We start from the raw sequence: 24,313 nt of genomic DNA on the forward strand, positions 1-24,313 counted from the left end.
GAGAATCCTACCGCCGACGCTCACCGCAGTTCCCGCGCGATCGCTCGGGCCGCGCGGCGAGCCTGCTTCGCCGCGAACCCGATCTGCGACGGCCTGGGCACGAACCCGATGAAACGCAACCTCTCGGCGGCCGGCTTTTCACCGGTGGCGTGCGGCCAACCTCGCTCGTCCAGTACGCCGAGGTGCCCGACCAGCTTTTCGAGTTCTTGGCGGAACCCCGTCGCGCAGACCATCGCCTCCGGGTCGATTCGCATCCCGTCCACCAGCCACACGCTGTCCGCGTCGAGTGACTCGACTCCGCGAACGACCTCGATGGACCTGTCTCGGATCGCGGCGATGAGCTCCTTGTCGACGATCGCCGGTGCCACGCCGAGGCGGGCGCTGCGGGCGAAGATCCCCTCGTCGGGGATCGGTAATCCGAACTCGCGCAGGTCGCCGATGCTCCTCTTCCGGCCGAACCGAGCGATTGCGTCCGCGATAGGGACCGGGGCATGGTAGAGCGGCGTTGCGATGAAGTCTCCCGGTATGCCACCAGGTCCCTGGCGGAGCATGATGTTCGGCGGCGTGCGAGCCGAAAGCCAGACCTTTGCCGCGCCTCCGGTGGCGAGGTCGTAGGCAATTTCCATGCCCGAGCAGCCCGCTCCCACCACGAGGACCCGTTTCCCGTTGTACGGCGAGGGATTCCGGTACTGCGAGGAATGAACCAGTGCACCCCGCCAGTCCCCGCGTCCGGGCCAGTCCGGGACGAAGGGCTCATGATCGAAGCCGGTCGCGACCACCACCTCGGCAGCGTCGACCGAACCGGCAGCGGTGGTCAACCGCCAGCGCCCGTCAGTTCGGTCGAGCCGTTCCACCGGGCAGCCCAGGCGCAGTTCGATCCCGTCCGCGCGTGCGTGCCGCTCGAGATGCTCGATCACCTGTTCCCGCGTGGGAAAGGTCGGTGTGCCCTGCTTGTAGGGGCGGTTCGGCAGATGGGAGAATTGCCTGCCGGTGTTCAGTCGCAGCCGGTCATAACGAGAGTGCCACGACGAACCGACTTGGTCGGCTCGGTCGATCAGCAACGGGTTGATGCCACGGTCGGCGAGGGCCACCGCCGCCGCGACCCCGGAGGTGCCGGCACCGACGATTGCGACTTGATGCTCGCTCATCGTGTGCTCCTTGGGTGTTGTCTTGTTTCATGCGGTTTCGGCGACAATGACGCTCATCGTGCCGGTGAGCGAGCGATGGTCGCGGTAGCGCCAGCCAGTGTCCTGCAGCCAGGCGATGCCTTCGTCGACGCTGTAGACGTCGCCGTGTTCGAGGTGGACCGCGAATTCGCCCGCCATCAGGGCGGCCGCGACCGGCTGGGTGTGGGTGGGGTCGGTCCAGAACTCGGCAATCAGCAGCGTGGCGCCGGGTGCGGCGACGTCGCGAATGCGGTGTAGCAGCGCACGATTCTGCTCCGGTGACCAGTAATGCGCCAGGTTCGCGACCAGGAAGGCGTCGTATCCGGCGGGCAGCGGGTCGGCCCCTGCGTCGCCGGCGCATACGTCGATTCGCCCCTCCAGCCCGACCGACGCGATGCGGTCCTGCGCGGTCTGGGCAACCGCCGGCAGCTCGAACACGGTCGCGCTCAGTTGCGGGCAGTGGCGCGCCACCGCGATGGACCAGGAGCCGGTGCCGCCGCCGATGTCGAGGAGTCGACGATTGCCGGACAGATCGACCGTGTCCGGCAGGGCGAGCGAGGGGCCGGCCGAAAACGCCTCGATACCGATCGAGGCGATGGGTTGCAGGGCGGCTTCGAGGTCGAAGATCTGGTGTTTCGGCCCGCGGGCTAGTGCGTCGGCCAGATCTTCCCACGCCGGGAAGCTGATCTTGTCCCAGAACCGCAGCAGCGGACGCAGGTCGGCGGGCGATCCGCCGGCGAGGAACGCGGCCGCCGTCTCGGTATTGACGTACTGTTCGCCTCGGCGTTCGAGCATACCCAGCGCGACCATGGCGTCGGCGCTGATCCGGGTGGCTCGGGCAGTAAGCCCGGTGCGGGCGGCCAGGCCACGCAGGTCGGTGGGGCCCTCGCCCAACGCCTCGAACAAACCGAGTTCGCTGGCGGCGAAGAGGTGTTTGGCGGCCATGAACCCGGACGCCAGCTGCATGATCGGCTCCGGGTTAGGCAGGTCGTGGTCGGTTTCGGCGGAGGTATGGGCTGTCATCGTCATGAAACCAGCGTCGTTGTTGTCGGTTCTGCGTCATATCCCTGAATCCTGGGGAATTCACCCAGATTTCTGGGGTAGGCAGCCCTAACCTGCTGCGATACACTTCGGACATGGCGCAGAGCTTGCTGCCACGCGTCCGCGATCAAATCTCGCGTGCCGTCGCCGACCAGCTGGACTGGGTGGGGTACAGCGCGCGAATGAGCGAGGCCCTGCGCACGGTGATCCCACATGACCGCTGCTGCTGGCACACCGTCGACCCGGGCACCATCCTGTTCACCGGCAGCGTGAACCGGAACGTTGGGTGTTCCGGATCCTGGTTGGCGCACTACGAATACGAGGTCGAGGACGTCGACAAGTGGGCGTTTCTTGCGCACAGTGGCCGCCTGGCGGGTGCACTCAGTCTGGATACCCACGGAGATTTGTCCCGCAGTGCACGGCACCGTTCGCACGAGGCGTACGGAATCGGCGACGAGCTGCGGGTCTCCCTGGTGTCGGACGGGGTCTATTGGGGTGCAGCGGCATTCCTGCGCGATGCGGGCGCGCCGTGGTACACCGCCGAGCACGTCCGCGCAATCGCCGCGCTGGCGCCCGCGCTCGCTACCGGTCTGCGACGTTCGATGCTCCACGAGGTCGAGGTCGCCGTGACGACCGTGGACTACGGCCCCGGCGTGGTGGTCTTCGACGCCGCGGGCGACCCGGAATCGGTCTCACCCGCCGCGGAACGCTGGATCGACGAAATTGTCGAGGTCCCGGCGCCGTCGACGCCGTTCGAATCGAAGGTCGTGCAGGCCATCGCGGCCAGGGCGCGGGCGATCGAACCGGGCACCGATCCGCTGGAACTTGCCGCGCGCTCGCGGGTACGCACGCGATCCGGCGCCTGGCTGTTGCTGTACGGGACCAGGCTTTCCGGCGTCGAAGACGGACGCACTGCCGTCATCATCCAACCCGCGACGCCGCATGAGATCGCGCCCGTCATTGCCATGGCCTACGGACTGTCCCAACGCGAATGCCATCTCACTGCGCTGTGCGTCCAAGGGCGATCGACAAGGGAGATGGCGCACGCAATGTCGTTATCCGTCTACACAATTCAAGACCACATGAAGTCGATCTTCGACAAGACCGGGGTGCGCAGCCGCGGGGAACTGGTGGGGCAGATATTCCTCGAGCACTACGCGCCACGCTGGGAGCTTGCGGCATCCCCGCCAACCGGATGGTGGGCGAAGGGCATCAACTGAATTCGCCGAACTCTCAGCTGTGCGTATCTGCTTCACGACCAATGGCGCGCCAACCAAGAAGGTTCACCGCCCGAACCATCTCTCCTTCCACGACGCCGGCGCTCACCGACAGTGTGCCGTCGACCAGGAAGGTGCCCCTCGCACATTCTGTCGCCGCCGCAGCGAACGGAGGTGGCCCCGATTCCCTCAGTTCGTCCTGCAAGCCCAATCCCAATTCACACGACCAACGGCGGCTCCGCGAGTCCGGCAGGCAGCGCCATAGCGGTCGACGTCGGCCTGGGTCGCCTCGGCGAGTGTGTGATGGTAACAAGGCGCGCCGCTGAAGGGGTAGCGCCACGATCATTGCGGCATGTAAGACAACACCCACAATGCTGGTGGAATGGGCGCCGCGTGACGGCGTTCCTGGGAGTCGGGCCTCGGACTACGCTGTGACTGCGTCTTACTTCGAAAGCGTCGAATGCGTCATCGGATGCAACTCCGCCTAGTTTGCGCCTTACACGTCGCGGGCGTTCGACACGAGTTGATGGACGTCCTGATCGGTGGCGCCGAGCCCGAAGCTGATGATCCGTTCGGGGTGGATGCGAATGGTCGGTCCGCCGAGATCGTTCGCCTGGGCGGCATCGGCGTCGAGGGCCTCGGCGCGTCCGCGGATTTCGACGCAGCGCACCCGCCACGGATCGACCGACGGCACGTCGTCCACGACGAACGCCACCTTCCCGTTGTCGGCGACGTTGCGGAACTTGCGGCTCGCCGCCATGTTGTAGCCCTGGATGTCGATCGTGGACGTGCCGGCGTTGTAGTGAAAGCCGACGGGACTGACCTGCAAGGTTCCATTCGGCTGGACCGTCGCGAGCCGGCCCAGGCGTTGTGACGCCAGATACTCGAGTTCCTGCGCAGTGAAGGACATGAATTCACGCTAGAACCTGAACGGGGCTCGAGGTCAAGGATCCGGGACGTTCCTCAGCCGAGATCGTCGACTGCGCGCCGCGCTTCCTCGACGCGCAGCTCCGCCGCGTCGAGGTCTCGTTCCCCCCGGTGCACCGCCTCCGCCGAAGCCTTCTCCGCGTTCCGCGTGAACTGCCGCTCCTGCTCGGCGTGTTCGAGTTCGGCGCGCAGTTCCTCGATCCGGTGGTCGATCTCCGTCAGCGTCGACCGCGCCTTCTCCAGTTCCGTTCTCGCGTCCGTCAGTTCACCGCGGACCTCCTCGGCCCGGGACGTGACTTCCGCCAGTTCGGCCTCGGCCGCCGCGCGTTCGGCGTCGCGGTCCCGCTCCACCGGCTTCTTCTTCGCCTTCTTCCCCGGCTTGTCGGCCGGGGGCGCGGTGGCGGGTTCGGACGTCGAGGTCTTCTTCGCGGTCTTTCCCTGGACGACGGAGAGTCCGGCCGGACCGAAACCGCTGTAGCTCGCCGCCGTCACGACCCGGCCACGCCGCACCTGTTCGGCGGTCTCGGCGTCGGCGAGTGCCGCGTGCAGCGTCTGACCGACATCCCGCAGGGCGTCCTCCCCGACCGTCCGGCCTCGCTCGGCGGCGAGTTCACCGGCCTTGCGCGCCAACGCCCGCACCACCTGCTGCCGCTGCGTGTTCAGCCGCCGAAGGTCCGGGCCGGACAGGTGTCGCTGCGCGTCGCGGAGGGCTTCACCGAGAGTGAGGAGCGCGTCGACCTCGTCGGGGAGCTCGCGGGCGAGCAGATTGACGAGCCAGCCGACGACCGTCGGCTTCCGCAGCTTCCCGATCTCGGTCGCCAGCGCGCGGTCCTTGTTCTCCCGCGCCGCAGTCACCTGCGCGGTGCGCGCCTCGACGAACTCACCGGGGTCGAGGCCGTACAGTTCGTCGGCGACGTCGTCGAGGGTCACGGCCCAATACTTGCACCGTGACCGCTCCGTTCGTGCCGACTCGGGTCAGACCAGTCGTTCGGCCGCGGCCGCGATTCGTTCGTCGCTGGCCGTGAGCGCGATGCGCACGTGGGTGCCGCCGCCGGGACCGTAGAACTCCCCCGGCGCCACGAGAATGCCCCGCTCGGCGAACCACTCGACGGTGTCCCGGCAGGCTTCGCCGCGCGTCGCCCACAGGTACAGCCCGGCTTCGGAGTTGTCGACGGTGAATCCGGCGCCGCGCACCGCTGCGAGAAGGATCTCGCGGCGACGGCGGTACCGCTCACGCTGCTCGTTCTCGTGGTCGTCGTCGCTGAGCGCGGCGGTCATCGCAGACTGGATCGGCAACGGCACCATCATGCCCGCGTGCTTGCGGACCTCGAGAAGTTCGGCCACCAACGCCGGGTCACCGGTGACGAACCCCGCGCGGTAACTCGCGAGGTTGGACGTCTTCGACAACGAGTGCACCGCGAGGAGCCCGGTGAGATCGCCGTCGTTCACCCGCTCGTCGAGGATCGAGAGGGCTTCACCTTCCCAGGTCAACCCCAGGTAGCACTCGTCGGACGCCACGATGGCGCCGCGGCGACGCGCCCAGTCGACCACCTTGCGCAGATGCTCGAGACCGAGCACCTTGCCGGTGGGGTTGGACGGCGAGTTCACGAAGATCAGCGACGCACCCTCCGGACCGAGCCGGTTGAGACCGTCGGCCCGGATCACCCGCGCACCCGCGAGGAGCGCACCGACCTCGTAGGTCGGGTACGCCAGCTCCGGGATGACCACCAGGTCGTCGGCGCCGAGCCCGAGAAGGCGTGGCAGCCAGGCGATGAGCTCCTTCGTGCCGATCGCGGGCAGCACCGCAGCCGGATCGATGCCGGTGATTCCGTAGCGGCGGCGCAGCGCCTCCACCGCGGCGTTACGCAGCTCCTCGGTGCCGTGCGTCGTCGGATATCCCGGAACCGCGGCGACCGAGGTCAGCGCGTCCTGGATGATCGGGGCGACCGCATCGACGGGGGTCCCCACCGACAGGTTGACGATGCCACCCGGGTGGGCGAAGGCTTTCGCCTTCGCCGACTCGAGCGAGTCCCACGGAAAGTCGGGAAGTGCTGTGGCTACCGGGATACGAGGCACACCTAGTCCTCGCCCATGGGGGGCAGAGCCTTGACGAACGGCGGGTCGTAGTCGACCTTGCCCAGCTTCGCCGCGCCGCCGGGAGAACCGAGGTCGTCGAAGAAGTCGACGTTCGCGGCGATGTAGCCGTTCCACTGGTCCGGGACGTCGTCTTCGTAGAAGATGGCTTCGACGGGGCAGACGGGTTCACAGGCGCCGCAGTCCACGCATTCGTCCGGATGGATGTAGAGCATCCGCCCGCCCTCGTAGATGCAGTCGACAGGGCATTCCTCGATACACGCCTTGTCCAACACATCCACGCACGGTTCAGCAATCGTGTAGGGCACTGCCGCTCTCCCTGCCTTTCTGACACGAGTAGGCACGAGGTACGGGCTGCTTGTACCCCGCGGAAGAAACTATTATCGCCTGCCCGGCGGACCTCTCTGCGGTGAGGGTTACCTGACCCGGCGTACCGCCGCGGGCAGCGGCGCGTGGAACGCGATCCACTGCTCGCCCTGTTTCGCCGCTCTCACCAGCGCGCCCCGTTCGCCGAGATACCCGGCCACCACACCGACCACCGGGATGTTGCCCAGCAGCGAGTAGGTCGAGCCCGGCCCGGGACGCTTGTCGAGTTCGTCACTGAGCGCGCGCACCGTGCGGGCAGTGCGCCACAGCGCGCCGATCAGCCCGAACGGGCGCCACACGGACGCGCCGTCCGCCGAATCGGATCGCGTCGTGTCGGCGAGCACCGCGTCCGTCTCACGCCGGCAGAGCACGGACGCCAGCAGGTCCACCTGGTCGGACCGATTCGTCACGTCGTGCTCCCGGGCGACGGCGACGAGAACGACCGCCTGATTCGCGAACCCGAGCACGTCCTGGATCGGGAGCCGATTGAGAAGCACCCCGAACATGCCCGGGAATGCGACCGCGATCGTGTTCAGCGCGCCGATCCGCGTCACCCACCACCGTGCCCGCTCGTCGTCGCTCGCCTTCTCCCACGACGCCGTCCCCGGGAACTGCACGGTGTCGAGAACCCAGGCGATCCCGTCGAGCAGCGCCTCCGCGGCGCCCCGGTCCTCCGCTGTCGGGGTGAACGTCCGGCTCTTGATACCGAACGGATCCGTGAGGGCCAGATCGAGCACGGGATTGATGCCCCGGGCAGCGCGATCCAGGATGCCGACGACCGTGTCGTCGCCCAGCCGATCCGTCTCGCTCATGCCGCCGGTGTCCTTCCCTCGCGTCGGGCGTGTGTGGTGGTGCGTTCGCGTGCCGGGCGGCCGATTCCCTCGGCGATGGCCCGCAGTTCCTCGACGGTCTTCTCGGATCCGTGCTCCGAACCCGCCATCCGGGAGATGGTCTCCTCCATCAGGGTGCCGCCGAGGTCGTTGGCGCCGCCCTGCAACATCACCTGGGTACCCGTGACCCCCAGCTTGACCCAGCTGGTCTGGATGTTCGGGATCCGCCCGTGCAGCATGATCCGGGCCAGGGCGTGGACGGCCCGGTTGTCACGGTTGGTCGGGCCCGGACGCGACGCGCCCGCCAGATACAGCGGCGCGCTCTGATGCACGAAGGGCAGCGGGACGAACTCGGTGAATCCGCCTGTCCGGTCCTGGATTCCGCGCAGCACCCGCAGATGCCCGACCCAGTGCTTCGGGTTGTCGACGTGCCCGTACATCATCGTCGAACTCGACCGCAGACCCAGCTCGTGCGCCGTGGTCACCACCTCGATCCAGGTGGCGGTGGGCAGCTTCCCCTTGGTGAGCACCCAGCGCACCTCGTCGTCGAGGATTTCCGCGGCCGTGCCCGGAATGGTGTCCAGACCCGCCTCGCGCAGTTCCGTCAGCCAGTCCCGGATGCTCTGCCCACCGCGGGAGGCGCCGTTGACGATCTCCATCGGGGAGAACGCGTGCACGTGCATCGACGGCACCCGCTTCTTCACCGCGCGCACCAGATCGGCGTACCCGGTGACCGGGAGCTCCGGGTCGATGCCACCCTGCATGCAGATCTCGGTCGCGCCCGCGACGTGCGCCTCCCAGGCCCGGTCCGCGACCTCGTCGGTGGACAGGGTGAACGCGTCCGCGTCGCCCTTGCGCTGCGCGAACGCGCAGAAGCGGCAGCCGGTGTAGCAGATGTTGGTGAAGTTGATGTTCCGGTTCACCACATAGGTCACCTCGTCGCCGACGGCGTCCTTGCGGAGCGCATCCGCCAGCGCCACCATCGCCTCGAGCCCCGGACCCTCCGCCGTCGCCAACGCCAGATATTCGTCGTCGGTGCAGCCCGCCGGATCGCGCTCGGCGCTGCGCAGCGCCGCGAGGACGTCCGTGTCCACCCGCACCGGGCCGCTCAACTCCAGCACCTGCTCGCGGACGGTCTCCCAGTCCCCGAACGCGCTGCCGAGGTCGCTGCGCGTCTCGGTGTTGCGGCCGTCGGTGTCGATCTCGGTGTTCAGATCCACCCGGCCCGTCGACTCCCAGGACTCGTCCGGCTCCTGCCACGGCAACCCGACCGGCTTCGTGTCGAGCTTGGCCAGCCCGGTGTGCGGGTCCGCGAGGGCCTGCACGTGCCCGGTGATCCGCGGGTCGATCCAGGGCGAGCCGGCCAGCACGAACTGCGGCTGCGCCGCCGTGCGCTCGGTGAGCTCGAACCCGGCCTCCGCGGTGATCTCGGCCAGGGTGTCCAGGTTCGGCCACGGCCGCTCCGGGTTCACGTGGTCCGGGGTCAGCGGCGACACACCACCCCAGTCGTCGACACCCGCACCCAGCAATGCCAGGCACTCGGTGTTCGACACCAGGTTGGGCGGCGACTGGATGCGCATCCCCGGGCCGAGCAGCAACCGGGACACGGCGATGGTCGCGAGGAACTCCTCGAGACCCGCGTCCGGGGCATCGCGCATCGCGGTGTCGGGCTTGGCGAGGAAGTTCTGGACGATCACTTCCTGAACGTGGCCGAACGCCTTGTGCGACTTGCGGATCGCCATGATCGACTCCGCCCGTTCCCGCACGGTCTCGCCGATACCCACCAGAATGCCCGTCGTGAACGGCACACTCAGCCGTCCGGCGTCGGTGAGCGTGCGCAACCGCACCGCCGGATCCTTGTCGGGGCTGCCGTAGTGGCACTCGCCCTTGTCGGTGAACAACCGGGTGGACGTCGTCTCGAGCATCATGCCCATCGAGGGAGCCACCGGCTTGAGTCGGGAGATCTCCTCCCAGCTCATCACACCCGGGTTCAGGTGCGGCAGCAGCCCGGTCTCCTCGAGCACCCGGATCGACATCGCACGCAGGTAGTCCAGCGTCGAATCGTAGCCCCGCTCGTCCAGCCACTGCTTGGCCTCCGGCCACCGATCCTCGGGGCGGTCACCGAGGGTGAAGAGGGCTTCCTTGCAGCCCAATTCGGCGCCCTGCCGGGCGATCTCCAGCACCTCGTCCGGTTCCAGATACGCGCCGCGCCCCTCGGCCCGCAACTTGCCGGGCACGGTGACGAACGTGCAGTAGTGGCACTTGTCCCGGCACAACCGCGTCAGCGGAATGAACACCTTACGCGAGTACGTGACAGCCTTGGGTCTGCCCGCCGCCAGCAACCCGGCATCCCGGACCTTCGCCGCCGACGAACACAGATCGGCCAAGTCGTCGCCGCGGGCCTGCAGCAGGGTCGTCGCCTCGTCCACGTTCAGAGTGGCGCCGTCGCGGGCACGTCGCAGCACCCGCCGCATGGCGGAGGCGGAGGGGGCCACTTCCTGCGCAGAGGCGCCGGACGGAGCTGGTGCCGGAACACCGGGCATGGGAAGCATCGTGGGCCGGCCGGATTCTTCACCTGAATGGGTCACCCAGCGATCATGCGCCATCGACGACGGCTACTGCCACCCAGACTCCCGCGAACCGTGCGGATCGCTATTCGCGGGGGTAGTCCTCGTCGACCGGAACCGCCCGGCTCTGTTCGGCCACGTCCGCCTCGTTCACCTCCAGTGACGACACTTCTTCGACCTCGTCGGAACTGTCGTCGTCCACGGCGAGTTCCTGCTCGAGCCGGTCTGCCTCGGGAACCTCCGGAGAATCGGCCGCATCGAATGACGTCATGTCTGCGCTCCTTTGACTTCGGGGGGTTCTCCCACGATAGGTCGGTTCTCGACAGAATGCCGGGGCACGGCCAAAGTAGGGGCATGAGTGTGCCCACCACCGTCACGATGGCGGACCCGCTGTGGCGGCCCAGCCCCAAGGCCAAGCAACTGTGGGCGATCAACGCCGCCCTGCTCTGGCTTCCGCTGTTCGTCGTGCAAGTCGTCGCTCTCGTCTTCCACTGGTGGCCCGTGTGGGTGCACGTCACGGTCCTCGCGGTCACCGTCGTGCTCGCGGTCCTCCACGTCGCCGTCGTCCCGCTCTGGCGGTACCGGGTGCACCGCTGGGAGATCAGCGATACCGCGGTCTACACCCGCAGCGGTTGGTTCACCCAGGAACGACGCATCGCGCCCATCTCCCGCATCCAGACCGTCGACACCGAACGCGGACCCATCGACCGCATGCTCGGGCTGGCGACCGTCACCGTCACGACGGCGTCGTCCGCCGGTGCCGTCAAGATCTCCGCCCTCGATCAGGACACCGCCGACCGCACCGTCGCGCGGCTCACCGAGATCGCGGGCACCAATGTCGGTGACGCCACATGAGTGCGGCACCGGAACCGGGAATCGCTCCCCCCATCGCGCACGGCGAGGCTGCGGTCGCCGCCGAGGAGGAACAGCCCTGGTTGCGCCTGGACCGCCGGATGCTGCTCGTCCACCCCGTCAACGAGATCGTCAAACTGCTGCCCGTATTGCTGATTTCGCTGGTGATCGGCACCCAGAGCGGCAACCACGTGTGGAGTCTCGTCGCCATCGTCGTGTTCGTGGTGTTCGGCATCTCGCGCTGGTTCACGACGAGCTACCGCATCGGCCCGGTCCACGTGCAACTGCGGCAGGGCCTGTTCCGCACACGCCTGCTGTCGGTACCGCGCAACCGCATCCGGTCCGTCGACGTGGAGGCGGGGGTCCTGCATCGCCTGCTCGGGCTGTCGATCGTGCGCATCGGCACCGGCCAGCAGGTGGGTTCCAAACCCGACGCGGCGAAGTTCGAACTCAACGCCCTCTCCACCGGACTGGTTCCCGACCTGCGGGCCGCGCTCCTCGCCCGGCAGCCCTCTCCCGACGTCGAGCCGACCGCGGTCGCGCGGGAGCCAGCGGTCACCGAGATCGGCCACTGGACACCGGCCTGGGTCCGCTACGCCCCGTTCTCGGTGACGGGCGTGGTGACCATCGCGGCGATCGTCGGTCTCGCGTTCCAGTACGGGATCGGCGCGAAGATCGCCCGCTCGTCGACGGTGGCCGAAGGCATCGAATCCGCTGAGCGCGTCGGGATCGCGATCGCCGTCGTCGTCGGGATCGTCGTCCTCCTGATCGCCGCCAGCGCCCTGGCGTGCATCCGGTACCTCCTGACGTACGGCAACATGACGCTGACGGACAACGGCCGCACCCTGCACGTCAGCCACGGCCTGCTGAAGACCCGCCAGACCACCCTGGACCGCGCCCGCCTCCGTGGGACGACCCTCAAGGAACCGCTCCTCCTCCGGCTCGCCGGCGGCGCCCGACTGGATGCCGTCATGACCGGCGTCAGCGCCGAGAGACGGGAGTCGTCGCTCCTGCTCCCCCAGGCCCCGCGTGCGGAAGCGGAGCGGGTGATGGCCACCGTCATCAACGACCACCGTCAGGCCGCGGTCCCGCTCACCCAGCACGGCCCGGTCGCCCAGCGGCGGCGCTACACGCGGGCCCTGATTCCCGCCGAGATCGCGCTCGCCGTCGCCCTGGTCTTCGTGATCCTCGATCGGCCCGTGTTCTGGGCCGCGTGGGCCGCGATCGTCGCGCTCGCCGTCGGCGGTGTGCTGCTGGCGTGGGACCGGTACCGCGGCCTCGGCCATGCGGTGCTCCCCGGGTGGCTGATCACCCGCAGCGGCTCCCTCGACCGCGCCCGGGACAGCCTCGAAGCCGACGGGATCATCGGGTGGACCGTCCGGCAGACATTCTTCCAGCGGCGGGCCGGGGTGGCGACCATCATCGCCGCCACACCCGCAGGCACCGGAAAATACCTGGTGATCGATCTGCCTGCCGACCAGGCGTGGTCGCTCGTCGAGTCGGTGACACCCGGCGGAGGTGACGTGTGGGCGCGGCGCTGACCGACATCGCCGGTCTCGACGCCCAGCTGATCGAATGCCGAGCCTGCCCCCGCCTCGTCGAGTGGCGGGAAACGGTCGCACGCGAGAAGCGCGCGTCGTTCCGCGACGAAACCTACTGGGGACGTCCGGTTCCCGGATTCGGTCCACCCGACGCGTCCCTGCTGATCGTCGGTCTCGCCCCCGCCGCCCACGGCGCGAACCGCACCGGGCGCATGTTCACCGGCGACCGCAGCGGCGACTTCCTCTACGCCGCACTCCACGCCGTGGGACTCGCAAGCCAGCCCACCGCCACCCACATCGGCGACGGCCTCGAACTGTTCGGCGTCCGCATCACGTCCCCGGTGCACTGCGCACCGCCCGCGAACAAGCCCACCCCGGACGAACGCGACACCTGCCGCCACTGGCTCGACGCCGAACTGCGCATCCTGCAACCCCACCTGCGGTCGGTGATCGTGCTCGGCGGATTCGGCTGGCAGTCGCTGCTCCCCGTCCTCGACGACGCCGGCTGGGCCGTCCCCCGGCCACGACCCAAGTTCGGGCACGGCGCGCACGTCGAACTCCCCGGCGCCGAACGTCCCCTGCACCTGTTCGGCTGCTACCACGTCAGCCAGCAGAACACCTTCACCGGCCGCCTCACCCCCGCCATGCTCGAGTCGGTGCTGTCCGAGGCCGCCCGCGTCGCCGGCTTGATCGGGTGACCACACCTCGGGGGGCGAACGGTACATCCGACCTGCCTGAAGCGCCGAAGGTGCCGTTCACCCCAGCTACCGCCGGTTCGGGAGTTCCTCGATGATGTATTTGGCCATGCTGCCGAGCCGGGGGCGGGCGGGTTGCATGGTGTCGACGCCGAGGGCGGTGAGGGGCGAGGCGGTCACCGAGCCGACGCAGACGGGTGCGACCGGACCTGCGAATGCGTGCAGGAGGGGCTCGACGCGGTCGGTGTCCTTCGCGGTGCTGAGGAGCGACGACACGGCGGGTGCGCTGGTGAAGGTGACGGCGTCGACCTCGGCTCGGATGATCTGGTCGAGCAGTGTGAGCAGCGGCTGCTGGTTCTCGGGTCTGATCCACCGGTACACCGACACGGCCGTCGTCTCGGCCCCGGCGCCGGCGAGGGAGACGCTCAGGTCGGTCATCGGTTCCCATTCGGTGATGGTGCCGTGCAACTGGACCGCGACTCGTCGACCGCGCACACCCTCGGCGACGAGGTGTTGGTGCACCTCTTCGGACGATTCGGTTTCCGGCGACCACTCCTCGCGCAGGCCGACCCCGCGGACGGCGCCCTTCGCCTTGGGACCGCGGGTGATGATCCGCGCCGATTGCAGGGCGGCGAGCAGTGCGTCCTCCTCGTGCCAGGCCCGCGCCGCGTCCAGCCATCCGCGGAATCCGACGGCGGTGCTGACGACGAGTAGGTCCGGCGGCGACGCGATGATGTCGGCGGTGCGGGACCGCAGATCGGTGTCGTCGACGAGCGGCAGCACGTGGATGGCCGGTGTGTGGACGATGGCGGCCCCGTGCCGTTCGAGGAGCGTGATGAACTCGGCGGCCCGGCGTTCGGCGGTGACGGCGATGGTCAGTCCGGAAAGTTCGTCGTTCGACATTCTCCCAGTGTGACGGACGAATCGCACTAAGCTGCCCACATGATCACTGCTGTGCACACATTGGTCTACGCCGACGACGCCGAGGCGGCCCGCGACTTCTTCCGCGACGTGCTCGGCTGGTCACACGTCGACGCGGGCGGCGGTTGGCTGATTTTCCGCACCGGACCGTCCGAGATGGGTGTGCACCCCACCTCGGACGATCGGGGCGGTGAGCCGTGGTCGACGCGGCCGCACCACGAGATCTCCCTGATGTGCGACGACATCGAGTCGACCGTCGCGGAACTCGAGGCCAAGGGTGCCGAGTTCACCCGCGGAATCCGCGACGACGGGTACGGCCTCACCACGTCCGTGAAGATTCCCGGTGCGGGCGAGATGATGCTGTACCAGCCTCGGCACCCGGTGGCGTTCGAGCGTTAGGCCTTCGCCTGCGCGCTGCTGCGCGCCGCATTGGCCTGTTCGCCCGCCTTCGGGTCGGTCTCCGATTGTTTCTTCCCGACACCGTCGGCGATCCGATCGCCGAGGGTCTTGTCGACGTTGCGCCAGTACTCGAACGCCTTCGCCAGAACCGGTTCGCTGACGCCGTTCAGCAGATGGCCGACGATGTTGTCCACCAAGCGGTCCCGGGCGGCGTCGTCGAGCACTTCACGGACCATCGTCCCGGCCTGACCCCAGTCGTCGTCCTCCCTGTGGAGCGCGTACGGCGAGCGGACCATGTCGCCGGCGCTGTACCAGGTGGCGGTCTCCCCCACCTGCGACGGGTCGGCGTGCGGGCCGCCCTTGGAATTCGGCACGTAGACCGGATCCCCGGGGTTGTGGTGCCGCATGTTGCCGTCCTTCGAGTACGAGCGGACGGGCACGTGCGGCCTGTTGACGGGCAGCTCCTTGTAATTGGCGCCGATCCGGTAGCGGTGGGCGTCCGGGTAGGAGAACAGTCGGCCGATCAGCATCTTGTCCGGGCTCGGGCCGATGCCGGGGACCAGGTTGCTGGGCTCGAACGCGGCCTGTTCGATCTCACAGTGGTAGTCCGTGGGGTTGCGGTCGAGCGTCATCCGGCCGACGGGGATCAGCGGGTAGTCGCTGTGCGGCCACACCTTGGTGAGGTCGAACGGGTTGAACCGGTAGTCGTCGGCATCCGCGAACGGCATGATCTGCATGTTCAAGGTCCAGCTCGGGTACTCGCCGCCCTCGATGTGCTCCCACAGGTCTCGCGTGTGGTAATCGGTGTCCATGGACGCCATCTGGTCGCCCTCGTGCTGCGTGAAGAACTCGATGCCCTGGTCGGTCTTGAAGTGGTACTTCACCCAGAACTTGTCGCCGGCGGCGTTCACCCACATGTACGTGTGGCTGGAGTACCCGTTCATGTGCCGCCAGGTGCGCGGGATGCCGCGGTCGCCCATGAGCCACGTGACCTGGTGCGCCGACTCCGGGGACAACGTCCAGAAGTCCCACTGCATGTCGTGGTCGCGGAGGTTGTTGTCGGCACGTCGCTTCTGCGAGCGGATGAAGTCTTGGAACTTCATCGGGTCGCGCACGAAGAAAACAGGTGTGTTGTTCCCGACCATGTCGTAGTTGCCCTGGTCGGTGTAGAACTTCACGGCGAATCCACGTGGGTCGCGCCACGTGTCCGGGCTGCCGCGCTCGCCGGCCACGGACGAGAACCTGATCAGCAGGTCCGTCTTCTTGCCGGGTTGGAATAGATCGGCTTTCGTGTAGGCGGAGACATCTTCGGTAACTTCGAACCGTCCGAACGCCCCGCCTCCCTTGGCGTGCGGTTGGCGCTCCGCAACGCGTTCGCGGTTGAACTGGGCCATCTTCTCGATCAGATAGTGATCCTGGAGCAGGATCGGCCCGTCCGTCCCGATCGTGAGCGAGTGCTCGTCACTCGGTACCGGGATGCCGGCGTCGTCGGTCGTGAAGTTCTGATCTGTCATCGCGGTGCTCCTTCAGCAGACTGCTGGTCGCTACCGCGTACCCTCGCCCACCGTCGGTGAAACAGATCCGAACGCCGCCTTCGCGCTGACTTTCCACAGGTAGACCGCCGCCGGGACCAGCGATCCGATCAGGAGCAGGAGCGTCCAGGCGGACGCGAGCATGAGCACGTCGCCGCCCGGACCGCCGAACATGCAGAGCAGGAAACCGAACCCCCACCCCGTGAGCGGCAGCACTCCCGTGCCCACCCGGCCGGTCGTCGACCTGGCTGCGATCACCAGCGCCAGGTTGGCGACCGCGGCGGCGAGGATGCTGATCGGGAACGGCGTGGCGCCGAGGTAGGTGGGCAGGAAGAGCACCGAGAGGACGGCGCACAGAAAACCGTCGAACACCAGCAGCGCGAGGGTGACCCTCCCCGGAACATCGAGGTGCCCGGGTTTCGCTGCGGTGCCGACGGTCATGTGTCAATAGTGGATCAGGCGACGGGCGGGTAGCCCAGCAGGGTCAGCAAATGGCTCTGCATGTCGGCGAATCCGTACAGCACGCTGTAGTACAGGTCGTGCTGGGCCGGCCACGACGGCCGGAGCGTATCGACGAACGCGACGATGGCGTTCTGAACATCCCAGTTGTACATCTATCGCCTCTCCTGACGGGTGTCACGCGGACTCGACCGGGGCCGCTGCGTGACGTGGGCCACAGTGTAATACGTAAGGCTCGTCACAGATACCTGCAGTCAGTGACCGATGCCACCGAAGAGGTCCCGCTCCCTGCCGTCGGCGTCCCGCTCCCCGGCGGCGCCGCGGACCAGCACGAAGTGTTCCTCCGCCAGAATCGGCTGTGCGATGTCGTTGGAGAGCGCGTACTCGGTGCCGCTCGGCGCCACCGTCACCTGGGTGGCGTGCGCCGACAGCGCTTCCTTCTTCGCGTCGAGCACGCCCCGCACGTCGATCACCGTCGTCACGTCCGCGTCCGGGACGCTCGGCAACTCGCCGGGCTCCGGCAACCGCCAGCCGTCGGGGATGTCTTCGATACGGCAGATTCCCGACTCGAGCGCGCTCGCCTCGGTCACCGTCCAGTACAGCTTCGCGACCTCCCACGGTTCGCCGCAGTCCGGGTACTGCGCCGAACCCGCCGCCTCGACGGCCGCGGTGGTGACCGTGTGCACCTGGATGTGGTCGGGGTGCCCGTACCCGCCGTCCGGGTCGTAGGTGACCACGACGTGCGGCCGCAGTTCCCGGATGACGGCCACCATCGCGGCGGTCACGGAGTCGCGGTCGGCGTTGACGAAGGCGCGCGGGTTGGCTGCCGACGCCGTGCCCGCCATGCCGGAATCACGGAAGTGCCCCGCCCCCGACAGGAACCGCGGCCTTCCCGCACCGAGACACGACAGCGCGGACGTCAGTTCGCCGATCCGGAAACCGCCGAGCTGATCGGCGGCGTCGGCGACCAGCTGCGCCCACTCGTCGCCGATCACCTCGCCTTCCTCGCCGAGCGTGCACGTCAGGACGTGAACGTCGGCGCCCTCGGCGGCGTAGCGGGCGATGGTGCCGCCGGTGGTGAGGGTCTCGTCGTCGGGATGGGCATGAACCAGCAGAAGTCGCCGCTCACTCATTCCTTGATCCTGCTCCAGTCCGCTGCGTCACTGAATATTCCGACCGGCACGGCCCCCGACAGCGACACCCCGTCGACGCCGGGTCCCGCCGCGACGAGTGTGCGGTCCTGCATGATCGGTAGCACCGCGGCCAGATCCCACAGTTTGCGGTCGGCGTCGGCGAGAGCTTGCGGCACATCACCGACCCCCCGCAGCGCGGCGTCGATGGACGGCTGAAGGGTGGGGTCGCAGACTCCCGACAGATTCGACGGGGCCTCGGCCTCCGCAACCGAATCACGTTCGGGGTCGGCGGTTTCGGTGTTCGGCTGCGTTGCCGCGACCACTGCGGGCGGGCAACTGTGACGGGAGGCCAGCGCCGTCGCCGGGTCGGATCCGGCGCGCGACCAACCCACGACCGCCCCGATCTCACCCTTGCTCAGCGACTCCCCGTACAACTCCTCGGCGGGCAGCGACGTCACGGTGGCGTCGACACCGGCGCCGCGCAACTGGTCGGCGGCCGTGTTGGCGACCGCGCTGGCGGTGTCGTCACCCTCGGGTGTCCCGATGGCGAGCGTCAGCGGGACGCCGTCGCGGACGAGCCGGGTCGACGGCGCCACGCCTGTGGGAACGACGGTGCCCGTGGAAGTTTCGGCGACGTATCCGTACTCGGCCAGCTGCGCGAGCACCTGTTCGCGGCCCGGCCGTGCGGGTGCGGTCGCGGTGTAACCGGGATCGGAGGGGGCGTAGACCTGCGAGCGCGCCGGGACCGCCGCCGCCTCACTGCCGGCGCCGACGACGGCGAGCAGGTCGGTGTCCAGCAGCTCCAGAAGACTCTTCCGCACCCGGACGTCCGCGAGTTCGGGAACCCGGCCGTTCAGCGTGAGGTCGAGTCCGCGCGGTTGGAAAGACGAACCCGTCCGCACCGTCGGGATCGCCGCCAGCTGGGCGGAAGTGGCTGTGCCCCCGTGAATCTGGACGATATGCGTGTCGTTGTTGCGCATCGAGTCGGCGAGCTGCGACGGGGTGCCGTCGCGGCGCATCAGGATCTGGTCGGGCGTCGCCGGTTTGTCCCAGAACCGGTCGTTGCGTTCGAGCAGGATCTCGTCGCGTCCGCGGTCGATCGACTTGATGTGGAAGTGCCCGCCCGACACCGGGATGTTCTCGGACAGTCCGGTCGCGAAGCCGCCGGGGGAATCCTTGATGAGATGCGACGGCAGCAGGTCGGTGAAGAGTTCACGCCACGCCGGGTAGGCGGCCTTCATGACGACGCTGACCGTCTTGCCGCCACCGGACGACCTGACGTCCTCGATCAGCTCGTAGCCTGCGGGGTCGACCACGCCGGGGGCACTGATCATCTGCTGCCACAGATAGCGGAAGTCCTCGGCGGCGATGGGCGCGCCGTCGGACCACTGCGCCTCGTTCCGCAGCTGGTACGTGACGGTGAACGGTTCCTGCGACGTGACGTCCGCGGAGATCACCAGCGAGGCGTCGGGAATCCAGGTGCTGCCGCCTGGGCGGGCAGTATCGGGCACCGGCCGGAACGGGCTCGGCAGCACGAGGGCGCTGACCGCGGAATTCGCCGGCGACTGGTCCGACAGGAGGTGCGGGTTGAATCCGCTGCCCACGTCGTCGATGGCGACGACGACGGGCTGCTTCTCGGTCGGCGACACCGTCGGCTTGGGGCTGTCGGTGCTCTCGACCGGCGGGGGCGGATCGGCGGTGCACGACGTGAGCATCGCCGTCGACACTGCCAGCAGGAGCGCGGTCACCGCCGCACCGTTCCCGCGCCTACGGCCCCGTACTCCTCGAACTCTCGCGAGTCGACCCCCAGCAACCACCGCGCCGCCTTTCCTCAGAGATACCGGAAGGCTCCGGAAACCCACGAGCGAATGTACCTTCGGCCGGCGATCGACCGAAGGTACATTCGCCCGGTTGTGTATGACGTGGTCGGACGTGCCGACTACAGAGCAGCCTTGTCGCGGGCCTTGGAGCGTGAACGCTCACGGGCACGGTCGGTGGCCGACAAGTGCACCTTGCGCACGCGCACGACCTCCGGGGTGACCTCCACGCACTCGTCGCCGGCGCAGAACTCCATCGCGCCTTCGAGCTCGAGCTTGATGGGCTTGGCGAGGGTCTCCATCACGTCGGCGGAGGACTGACGCATGTTGGTCAGCTTCTTCTCGCGGGTGACGTTGATGTCGAGGTCCTCCTGGCGCGGGTTGATGCCCACGACCATGCCCTCGTAGGTGTCGGCGCCGGGCTCGACGAAGAACGTTCCGCGATCGGCGAGCTGGATCATCGCGAACGGGGTGACCGAACCGGTGCGGTCCGAGACGAGCGAGCCGGTGTGGCGGGCGCGGATCTCACCGGCCCACGGCGCGTAGCCGTGGAACACGGCGTTCGCGATGCCGGTGCCGCGGGTCTCGGTGAGGAAGTCGGTGCGGAAGCCGATCAGGCCGCGCGACGGGACGATGAATTCCATCCGGACCCAGCCCGCGCCGTGGTTGGCCATCTGCACCATCTTGCCCTTGCGGTTGGCGAGGAGCTGGGTGATGGCGCCGAGGTACTCCTCGGGACTGTCGATGGTGAGCTCTTCGAAGGGCTCGTGCACCTTGCCGTCGACCTGACGGGTGACCACCTGCGGCTTGCCGACGGTCAGCTCGAAGCCCTCGCGGCGCATCTGCTCGACCAGGATGGCGAGCGCGAGCTCACCACGGCCCTGAACCTCCCAGGCGTCGGGGCGACCGATGTCGAGGACCTTGAGCGAGACGTTTCCGACGAGTTCCTGGTCGAGACGCGACTTCACCATGCGGGCGGTCAGCTTGTGTCCGCTGACCCGGCCGACGAGCGGTGAGGTGTTGGTGCCGATGGTCACCGAGATGGCGGGCTGGTCGACGGTGATCCGCGGCAGCGGGACCGGGTTCTCCAGGTCGGCGAGGGTGTCGCCGATCATGATGTCGGGGAAACCGGCGACGGCGACGATGTCACCGGCGACGGCCTTCTCGGCGGGCTGACGCTCGACGCCCTTGGTGGCGAGCAGTTCGGTGATCTTGGCCTTGGTGACGACGGGCTCGCCGTCCACCTCGCGACACCAGGAGACGGTCTGGCCCTTGGTCAGCTCGCCGTTGTGGATACGGACCAGGGCGAGGCGGCCGAGGAACGCGGAGGCGTCGAGGTTGGTGACGTGGGCCTGCAGCGGCGCGTCGACGTTGCCCTTGGGTGCGGGCACGTAGTTGAGGAGCACCTCGAACAGGGCGTCGAGGTTCTCGGCGTCCGGTGCGTGACCGTTCTCGGGCTGAACCTTGGACGCCTTGCCCTCGCGGCCCGAGGCGTACAGAACGGGAAGGTCGAGGGCGAGCTCGGCGGCTTCCGCGGCCTCGTCGTCGAGGTCGGACGCCAGGTCGAGCAGCAGGTCGTGGCTCTCGGAGACGACCTCTTCGATGCGGGCGTCGGGACGGTCGGTCTTGTTGACCACGAGGATGACGGGCAGCGACGCGGCGAGCGCCTTGCGCAGCACGAAGCGGGTCTGGGGCAGCGGGCCCTCGGATGCGTCGACGAGCAGGACGACACCGTCGACCATGGACAGGCCGCGCTCGACCTCGCCACCGAAGTCGGCGTGACCGGGGGTGTCGATGACGTTGATGACCGTGACACTGCCGTCGGCGTGATGCTTGTGGACGGCGGTGTTCTTCGCGAGGATGGTGATGCCCTTCTCGCGTTCGAGGTCGCCGGAGTCCATGACGCGATCGACCAGTTCGGCGCGCTCCTCGAATGCCCCCGACTGACGCAACATGGCGTCGACGAGAGTGGTCTTGCCGTGGTCGACGTGTGCGACGATGGCAACGTTACGGAAGCTGGTGATGGTCACGCGGTGGCTCTCCTGGCTGAGTTGATTCGGCCACGCGAAAGTTCCCTCGCACGGCTTTCTGGCGGCCGCCTTGTCATCTCGATTCAGAATCCTCGTCGAGGCGATGGTAAATCGCCCAGTGCAGGCATCGCGGCCACGTGAATACTACCCGCCCGAGCGGCTACTTCGCGCATCGCCGGCTGCCCGAGCCCTGCCCGACCAGCGTAAAGTGATCTGCGCCACGTCGAAATTCGGCCCGAATCGCGCGTGGGTCGGGGCCGAAAGCTGAGGGGACGCTAACCTGGGTGGAGCCGGCGATACCGGTGTTCCCCGTAGTAGGAAGGCCGAGCCGAGTATGGGCAAGGTGAAGGCCAGCAAGGTCTCGGGTCTCAAGCCGAAGAAGAAGTGCTGCCGCAGCAAGACGCGCTGCATCAAGTGCCCGGTGGTCATCATGCGCATGAAGAAGCTCGAGAACGAGGGCGCGTCCAAGAAGGAACTGAAGAAGGGGCTCAAGAAGGCCCGCGCGGCCTGAGGTCAGCCCCACCCGTTCAGGTGCAGCCGCAGGTCCGGCACCCACCCGCGGTCGTTGCCGACGAGGTCGATCTCCCCCAGTTCCCGTCCGTCCACCCACCGCAGGTCAGCGTGGTCGAGCGCGACGGGTGTTCCCGACACCAGTTCCACCCGGTACGCGCGGAGCACTCGGCCGTCGGGCAGCGGCACGTCGTCGCCGATCCGGTCGCCGCCCGACACCTCGATCCCGAGTTCTTCCCGCAGTTCGCGGCGCAGCGCGTCCTCGGCGGTCTCCCCCGCCTCCGCCTTGCCGCCGGGCAGCTCCCACAGTCCCGCGAGTTCCGGTGGCCGCGTCCGCTGCGCGAGCAACAGCCGGCCGTCGACGATGATCGCGGCCGCCACCACCTCTCCGGCGTGGTCGACAGGCCTTGCACGTTCCACTGGCACCGCACCATCATGGGGTATGGCCGAGTTGCTGTCAGACGGAGAGATCGACACCGCGCTCGCAGAACTGCCCGGGTGGCGGCGGGCGGGTGATTCCCTCGTCCGCACCGTCGAGTCGCCGAGTTTCCCCGAAGCCGTCGAGCTGGTCCGGAAGGTCGCGGAGGCGGCGGAGGCCGCGAACCACCATCCGGACATCGACATCAGGTGGCGCAAGGTCACCTACACGCTGTCGACGCATTCCGCGGGCGGGCTCACGCAGCTGGATCTGGATCTTGCTGCGCAGATCGACTCACTGGCGGGCTGACCGGGGCGGCGGCCACGGCACGCTTCGGGCGGCGCCCGGCGTAGGCCACCCATGCGTAGACACCGAACGCGCCGACCACGTCGACCGTGCCCAGCCACGCGAGTACCGCGGGCCGGGAGATCAGCCAGATCGAGTCCTGGAAGAAGCTGAGCACCCACGGCACGCCGATGAGGGTGGTGACGAGCCAGTATCCGGCGAGGATCCGGGTGCCCAGCATCGATCCGTAGGGGCCGTGCAGCAGCCAGATCAGCATCGGAATGACCCACACCCAGTGGTGTGACCACGAGATCGGTGAGACGAGCAGCCCCAGGAGCTCGACGATGACGAGGGTGCCGAGCCGATCGTCCCGGGCGATCGCCCGCCAGGCCAGGACGGCGAGGACCACCGTGACCGCCACGGCCAGCAGCCAGAGGGCGCCCGTCTCGACGTCGTACCCGAGCAGCCGCGACAACGCGCCGCGCAGGGACTGATTCCACACCGAGCCGACCGGCCCGATGCGGTCGGCGTCGCCGAGCAGGTGGGTGAAGTACTCCCGCGCCTCCGAGCCGATCAGGAGATAGCTGACTCCGACGGTCGCGGCGAACGCGACACCCGAGAAGACCGCGGCCTTCCATCGGCGCTGCATCAGGAAGTAGAGGCCGGTGATCGCGGGGGTCAGCTTGATCCCGGCGGCGAAACCGACGAGCGCACCGGACAGCCACCACCGGGAGCTGCGGACCGCGGTCATCACGAGCAGCGCGAGGAACACGTTGATCTGGCCGTAGTCCAGCGTGGTGCGCACCGGTTCCACCCACACCCCCACCGTGGTCCACAGCACCGCGACCGCCCGCCAGTGTGGGCTGCGCGCGGCGTCACCGAGCACGAGCCCGAGGCTCATGCGCGCCAGCGCGTACAGGGCGAGGATGGTGAGCAGTTGCCAGCCGACCCCGACCAGCGGGAACGGCAGGTAGTGCAGGGGAAAGAAGACCAGCGCGGCGAACGGCGGGTAGGTGAACGGCAGTGGAAAGTCCGGTGTCACTTCCGAATAGGTGAAGTCGTAGAGACTGCCACCGCGGAGCGCCTCGGAACCGTCGACGTAGACGTGCAGGTCGACGAGATTCATCCCGTTGGGACTCAACAGCGTCCACGCCATTCGCCCGAGCACCGACAGCACGAGAAGTACAGGCGCGCACCGTAACAGGCCGTGCAGGGCGGACGCTCCCCGGGACGACGTGGGAGAACGCTCGGATGACGGGTCGTCGGAGGCTGCTCCGTCGTCGGACGCTGCATGGTCGGACACAGTGTGGTGCTCTCCCCGTGAGGTGTGTAGATGTCTCAGCCGATCCCGAAACGGTCCCGCACAGCGTAGACGGCGCCCGCCGCGGACCCCGAGGTGTCCGTAGCCGCGCGTAACAGTTGCATCACCAATCACACGAACCACACGTGCCACAAGCTATGGTCACCGGAAGATCACCGTCGGGGTCTGTATGCCATACACTCCCACCGGGAT

The 24,313-nt window shown here is 68.2% G+C and carries 25 protein-coding genes; 7 read left to right on the plus strand and 18 right to left on the minus strand.

From position 1 onward, the window contains the following. Positions 1-20 precede the first annotated feature (20 nt). Together ACNJ7E_RS36410 and ACNJ7E_RS36415 are read right to left on the minus strand one after the other, a co-directional pair. A complete protein-coding gene (locus tag ACNJ7E_RS36410; protein ID WP_072950264.1) occupies positions 21-1,148 on the minus strand; it encodes a flavin-containing monooxygenase in 1,128 nt (375 codons plus the stop codon). 27 nt (positions 1,149-1,175) lie between these two features. Continuing rightward, a complete protein-coding gene (locus tag ACNJ7E_RS36415) occupies positions 1,176-2,195 on the minus strand; it encodes a methyltransferase (protein WP_418342127.1) in 1,020 nt (339 codons plus the stop codon). A gap of 107 nt (positions 2,196-2,302) precedes the next feature. On the opposite strand from ACNJ7E_RS36415, the gene ACNJ7E_RS36420 reads away from it, so the two are divergent. Then, the gene (locus ACNJ7E_RS36420) at positions 2,303-3,427 is read left to right on the plus strand and encodes a helix-turn-helix transcriptional regulator (protein ID WP_418342145.1); all 1,125 of its coding nucleotides are present in this window, start codon (positions 2,303-2,305) and stop codon (positions 3,425-3,427) included. Between the two features lie 493 nt (positions 3,428-3,920). On the opposite strand, the gene ACNJ7E_RS36425 is transcribed toward ACNJ7E_RS36420, so the two are convergent. The 7 genes from ACNJ7E_RS36425 to ACNJ7E_RS36455 all read right to left on the minus strand — a co-directional run bounded on the left by ACNJ7E_RS36425 (position 3,921) and on the right by ACNJ7E_RS36455 (position 10,479). Beyond that, entirely contained in the window at positions 3,921-4,334 is a 414-nt protein-coding gene (locus ACNJ7E_RS36425; protein ID WP_283352408.1) for a PPOX class F420-dependent oxidoreductase, read from the minus strand. A gap of 53 nt (positions 4,335-4,387) precedes the next feature. Continuing rightward, the gene (locus tag ACNJ7E_RS36430; protein ID WP_418342146.1) at positions 4,388-5,281 is read right to left on the minus strand and encodes a hypothetical protein; all 894 of its coding nucleotides are present in this window, start codon (positions 5,279-5,281) and stop codon (positions 4,388-4,390) included. A 45-nt stretch (positions 5,282-5,326) separates the two neighbouring features. Further along, positions 5,327-6,427 (minus strand): succinyldiaminopimelate transaminase, encoded by a 1,101-nt coding sequence (gene dapC / locus ACNJ7E_RS36435; protein ID WP_280785103.1) that lies wholly within the window; start codon positions 6,425-6,427, stop codon positions 5,327-5,329. A gap of 2 nt (positions 6,428-6,429) precedes the next feature. Continuing rightward, positions 6,430-6,753, minus strand: coding sequence for a ferredoxin (gene fdxA, locus ACNJ7E_RS36440; protein ID WP_005263360.1), 324 nt, complete (start codon positions 6,751-6,753; stop codon positions 6,430-6,432). A 108-nt stretch (positions 6,754-6,861) separates the two neighbouring features. Then, complete coding sequence (locus ACNJ7E_RS36445; protein WP_418342147.1) at positions 6,862-7,623, minus strand: hypothetical protein; 762 nt, start codon at positions 7,621-7,623, stop codon at positions 6,862-6,864. Beyond that, the gene (locus tag ACNJ7E_RS36450) at positions 7,620-10,247 is read right to left on the minus strand and encodes a bifunctional FO biosynthesis protein CofGH (protein WP_418342148.1); all 2,628 of its coding nucleotides are present in this window, start codon (positions 10,245-10,247) and stop codon (positions 7,620-7,622) included. Before ACNJ7E_RS36450 ends, ACNJ7E_RS36445 begins: the two co-directional genes overlap by 4 nt. 46 nt (positions 10,248-10,293) lie before the next feature. Then, the gene (locus ACNJ7E_RS36455; protein WP_005566848.1) at positions 10,294-10,479 is read right to left on the minus strand and encodes a hypothetical protein; all 186 of its coding nucleotides are present in this window, start codon (positions 10,477-10,479) and stop codon (positions 10,294-10,296) included. An 83-nt stretch (positions 10,480-10,562) separates the two neighbouring features. Between ACNJ7E_RS36455 and ACNJ7E_RS36460 the strand changes: the two genes are divergently transcribed. The 3 genes from ACNJ7E_RS36460 to ACNJ7E_RS36470 are packed head-to-tail and all read left to right on the plus strand — an operon-like array spanning position 10,563 to position 13,299. Then, positions 10,563-11,063: a PH domain-containing protein gene (locus ACNJ7E_RS36460; RefSeq protein ID WP_280781606.1), complete on the plus strand. Its 501-nt coding sequence runs from the start codon at positions 10,563-10,565 to the stop codon at positions 11,061-11,063. Then, complete coding sequence (locus ACNJ7E_RS36465; protein WP_418342149.1) at positions 11,060-12,601, plus strand: PH domain-containing protein; 1,542 nt, start codon at positions 11,060-11,062, stop codon at positions 12,599-12,601. Before ACNJ7E_RS36460 ends, ACNJ7E_RS36465 begins: the two co-directional genes overlap by 4 nt. Then, a complete protein-coding gene (locus ACNJ7E_RS36470; RefSeq protein WP_418342150.1) occupies positions 12,586-13,299 on the plus strand; it encodes a uracil-DNA glycosylase in 714 nt (237 codons plus the stop codon). Before ACNJ7E_RS36465 ends, ACNJ7E_RS36470 begins: the two co-directional genes overlap by 16 nt. 66 nt (positions 13,300-13,365) lie before the next feature. Here ACNJ7E_RS36470 and ACNJ7E_RS36475 read toward each other — a convergent pair whose 3' ends face one another. Beyond that, complete coding sequence (locus tag ACNJ7E_RS36475; protein ID WP_280781603.1) at positions 13,366-14,199, minus strand: uroporphyrinogen-III synthase; 834 nt, start codon at positions 14,197-14,199, stop codon at positions 13,366-13,368. Positions 14,200-14,238: 39 nt separating this feature from the next. On the opposite strand from ACNJ7E_RS36475, the gene ACNJ7E_RS36480 reads away from it, so the two are divergent. Beyond that, the gene (locus ACNJ7E_RS36480) at positions 14,239-14,616 is read left to right on the plus strand and encodes a VOC family protein (RefSeq protein ID WP_280781602.1); all 378 of its coding nucleotides are present in this window, start codon (positions 14,239-14,241) and stop codon (positions 14,614-14,616) included. On the opposite strand, the gene ACNJ7E_RS36485 is transcribed toward ACNJ7E_RS36480, so the two are convergent. The 6 genes from ACNJ7E_RS36485 to typA form a co-directional block, all read right to left on the minus strand. Next, entirely contained in the window at positions 14,613-16,130 is a 1,518-nt protein-coding gene (locus ACNJ7E_RS36485; RefSeq protein WP_280781601.1) for a catalase, read from the minus strand. The two genes, ACNJ7E_RS36480 and ACNJ7E_RS36485, sit on opposite strands and share 4 nt — an antisense overlap. Before the next feature lie 30 nt (positions 16,131-16,160). Continuing rightward, entirely contained in the window at positions 16,161-16,589 is a 429-nt protein-coding gene (locus ACNJ7E_RS36490) for a hypothetical protein (protein WP_280781600.1), read from the minus strand. A gap of 14 nt (positions 16,590-16,603) precedes the next feature. Next, entirely contained in the window at positions 16,604-16,762 is a 159-nt protein-coding gene (locus ACNJ7E_RS36495) for a hypothetical protein (protein WP_005239161.1), read from the minus strand. A gap of 99 nt (positions 16,763-16,861) precedes the next feature. Further along, positions 16,862-17,740 carry an N-acetyl-1-D-myo-inositol-2-amino-2-deoxy-alpha-D-glucopyranoside deacetylase gene (mshB, locus tag ACNJ7E_RS36500; RefSeq protein ID WP_280781599.1) on the minus strand — a complete coding sequence of 293 codons (879 nt, stop codon included), beginning with the start codon at positions 17,738-17,740 and terminating at the stop codon, positions 16,862-16,864. Next, positions 17,737-19,557 (minus strand): ABC transporter family substrate-binding protein, encoded by a 1,821-nt coding sequence (locus ACNJ7E_RS36505; protein WP_418342151.1) that lies wholly within the window; start codon positions 19,555-19,557, stop codon positions 17,737-17,739. The genes mshB and ACNJ7E_RS36505 overlap by 4 nt, the downstream gene beginning before the upstream one ends. 122 nt (positions 19,558-19,679) lie before the next feature. Next, positions 19,680-21,587 (minus strand): translational GTPase TypA, encoded by a 1,908-nt coding sequence (gene typA, locus ACNJ7E_RS36510; RefSeq protein WP_009479182.1) that lies wholly within the window; start codon positions 21,585-21,587, stop codon positions 19,680-19,682. A gap of 343 nt (positions 21,588-21,930) precedes the next feature. On the opposite strand from typA, the gene ACNJ7E_RS36515 reads away from it, so the two are divergent. Next, positions 21,931-22,098, plus strand: coding sequence for a hypothetical protein (locus ACNJ7E_RS36515; protein ID WP_162130660.1), 168 nt, complete (start codon positions 21,931-21,933; stop codon positions 22,096-22,098). A 2-nt stretch (positions 22,099-22,100) separates the two neighbouring features. Here the strand turns inward: ACNJ7E_RS36515 and ACNJ7E_RS36520 are convergent, their stop codons facing one another. After that, positions 22,101-22,481, minus strand: coding sequence for a (deoxy)nucleoside triphosphate pyrophosphohydrolase (locus tag ACNJ7E_RS36520; RefSeq protein ID WP_280781620.1), 381 nt, complete (start codon positions 22,479-22,481; stop codon positions 22,101-22,103). Positions 22,482-22,539: 58 nt separating this feature from the next. Here ACNJ7E_RS36520 and ACNJ7E_RS36525 point away from each other — a divergent pair, with 58 nt between their 5' ends. Next, positions 22,540-22,824: a 4a-hydroxytetrahydrobiopterin dehydratase gene (locus ACNJ7E_RS36525; RefSeq protein ID WP_005239148.1), complete on the plus strand. Its 285-nt coding sequence runs from the start codon at positions 22,540-22,542 to the stop codon at positions 22,822-22,824. On the opposite strand, the gene ACNJ7E_RS36530 is transcribed toward ACNJ7E_RS36525, so the two are convergent. Further along, complete coding sequence (locus tag ACNJ7E_RS36530; RefSeq protein WP_280781597.1) at positions 22,772-24,103, minus strand: mannosyltransferase; 1,332 nt, start codon at positions 24,101-24,103, stop codon at positions 22,772-22,774. The two genes, ACNJ7E_RS36525 and ACNJ7E_RS36530, sit on opposite strands and share 53 nt — an antisense overlap. Positions 24,104-24,313 lie beyond the last annotated feature (210 nt).

This window comes from Rhodococcus mengyinensis (assembly GCF_048381435.1).
GTDB lineage: Bacteria > Actinomycetota > Actinomycetes > Mycobacteriales > Mycobacteriaceae > Rhodococcus_F > Rhodococcus_F opacus_D.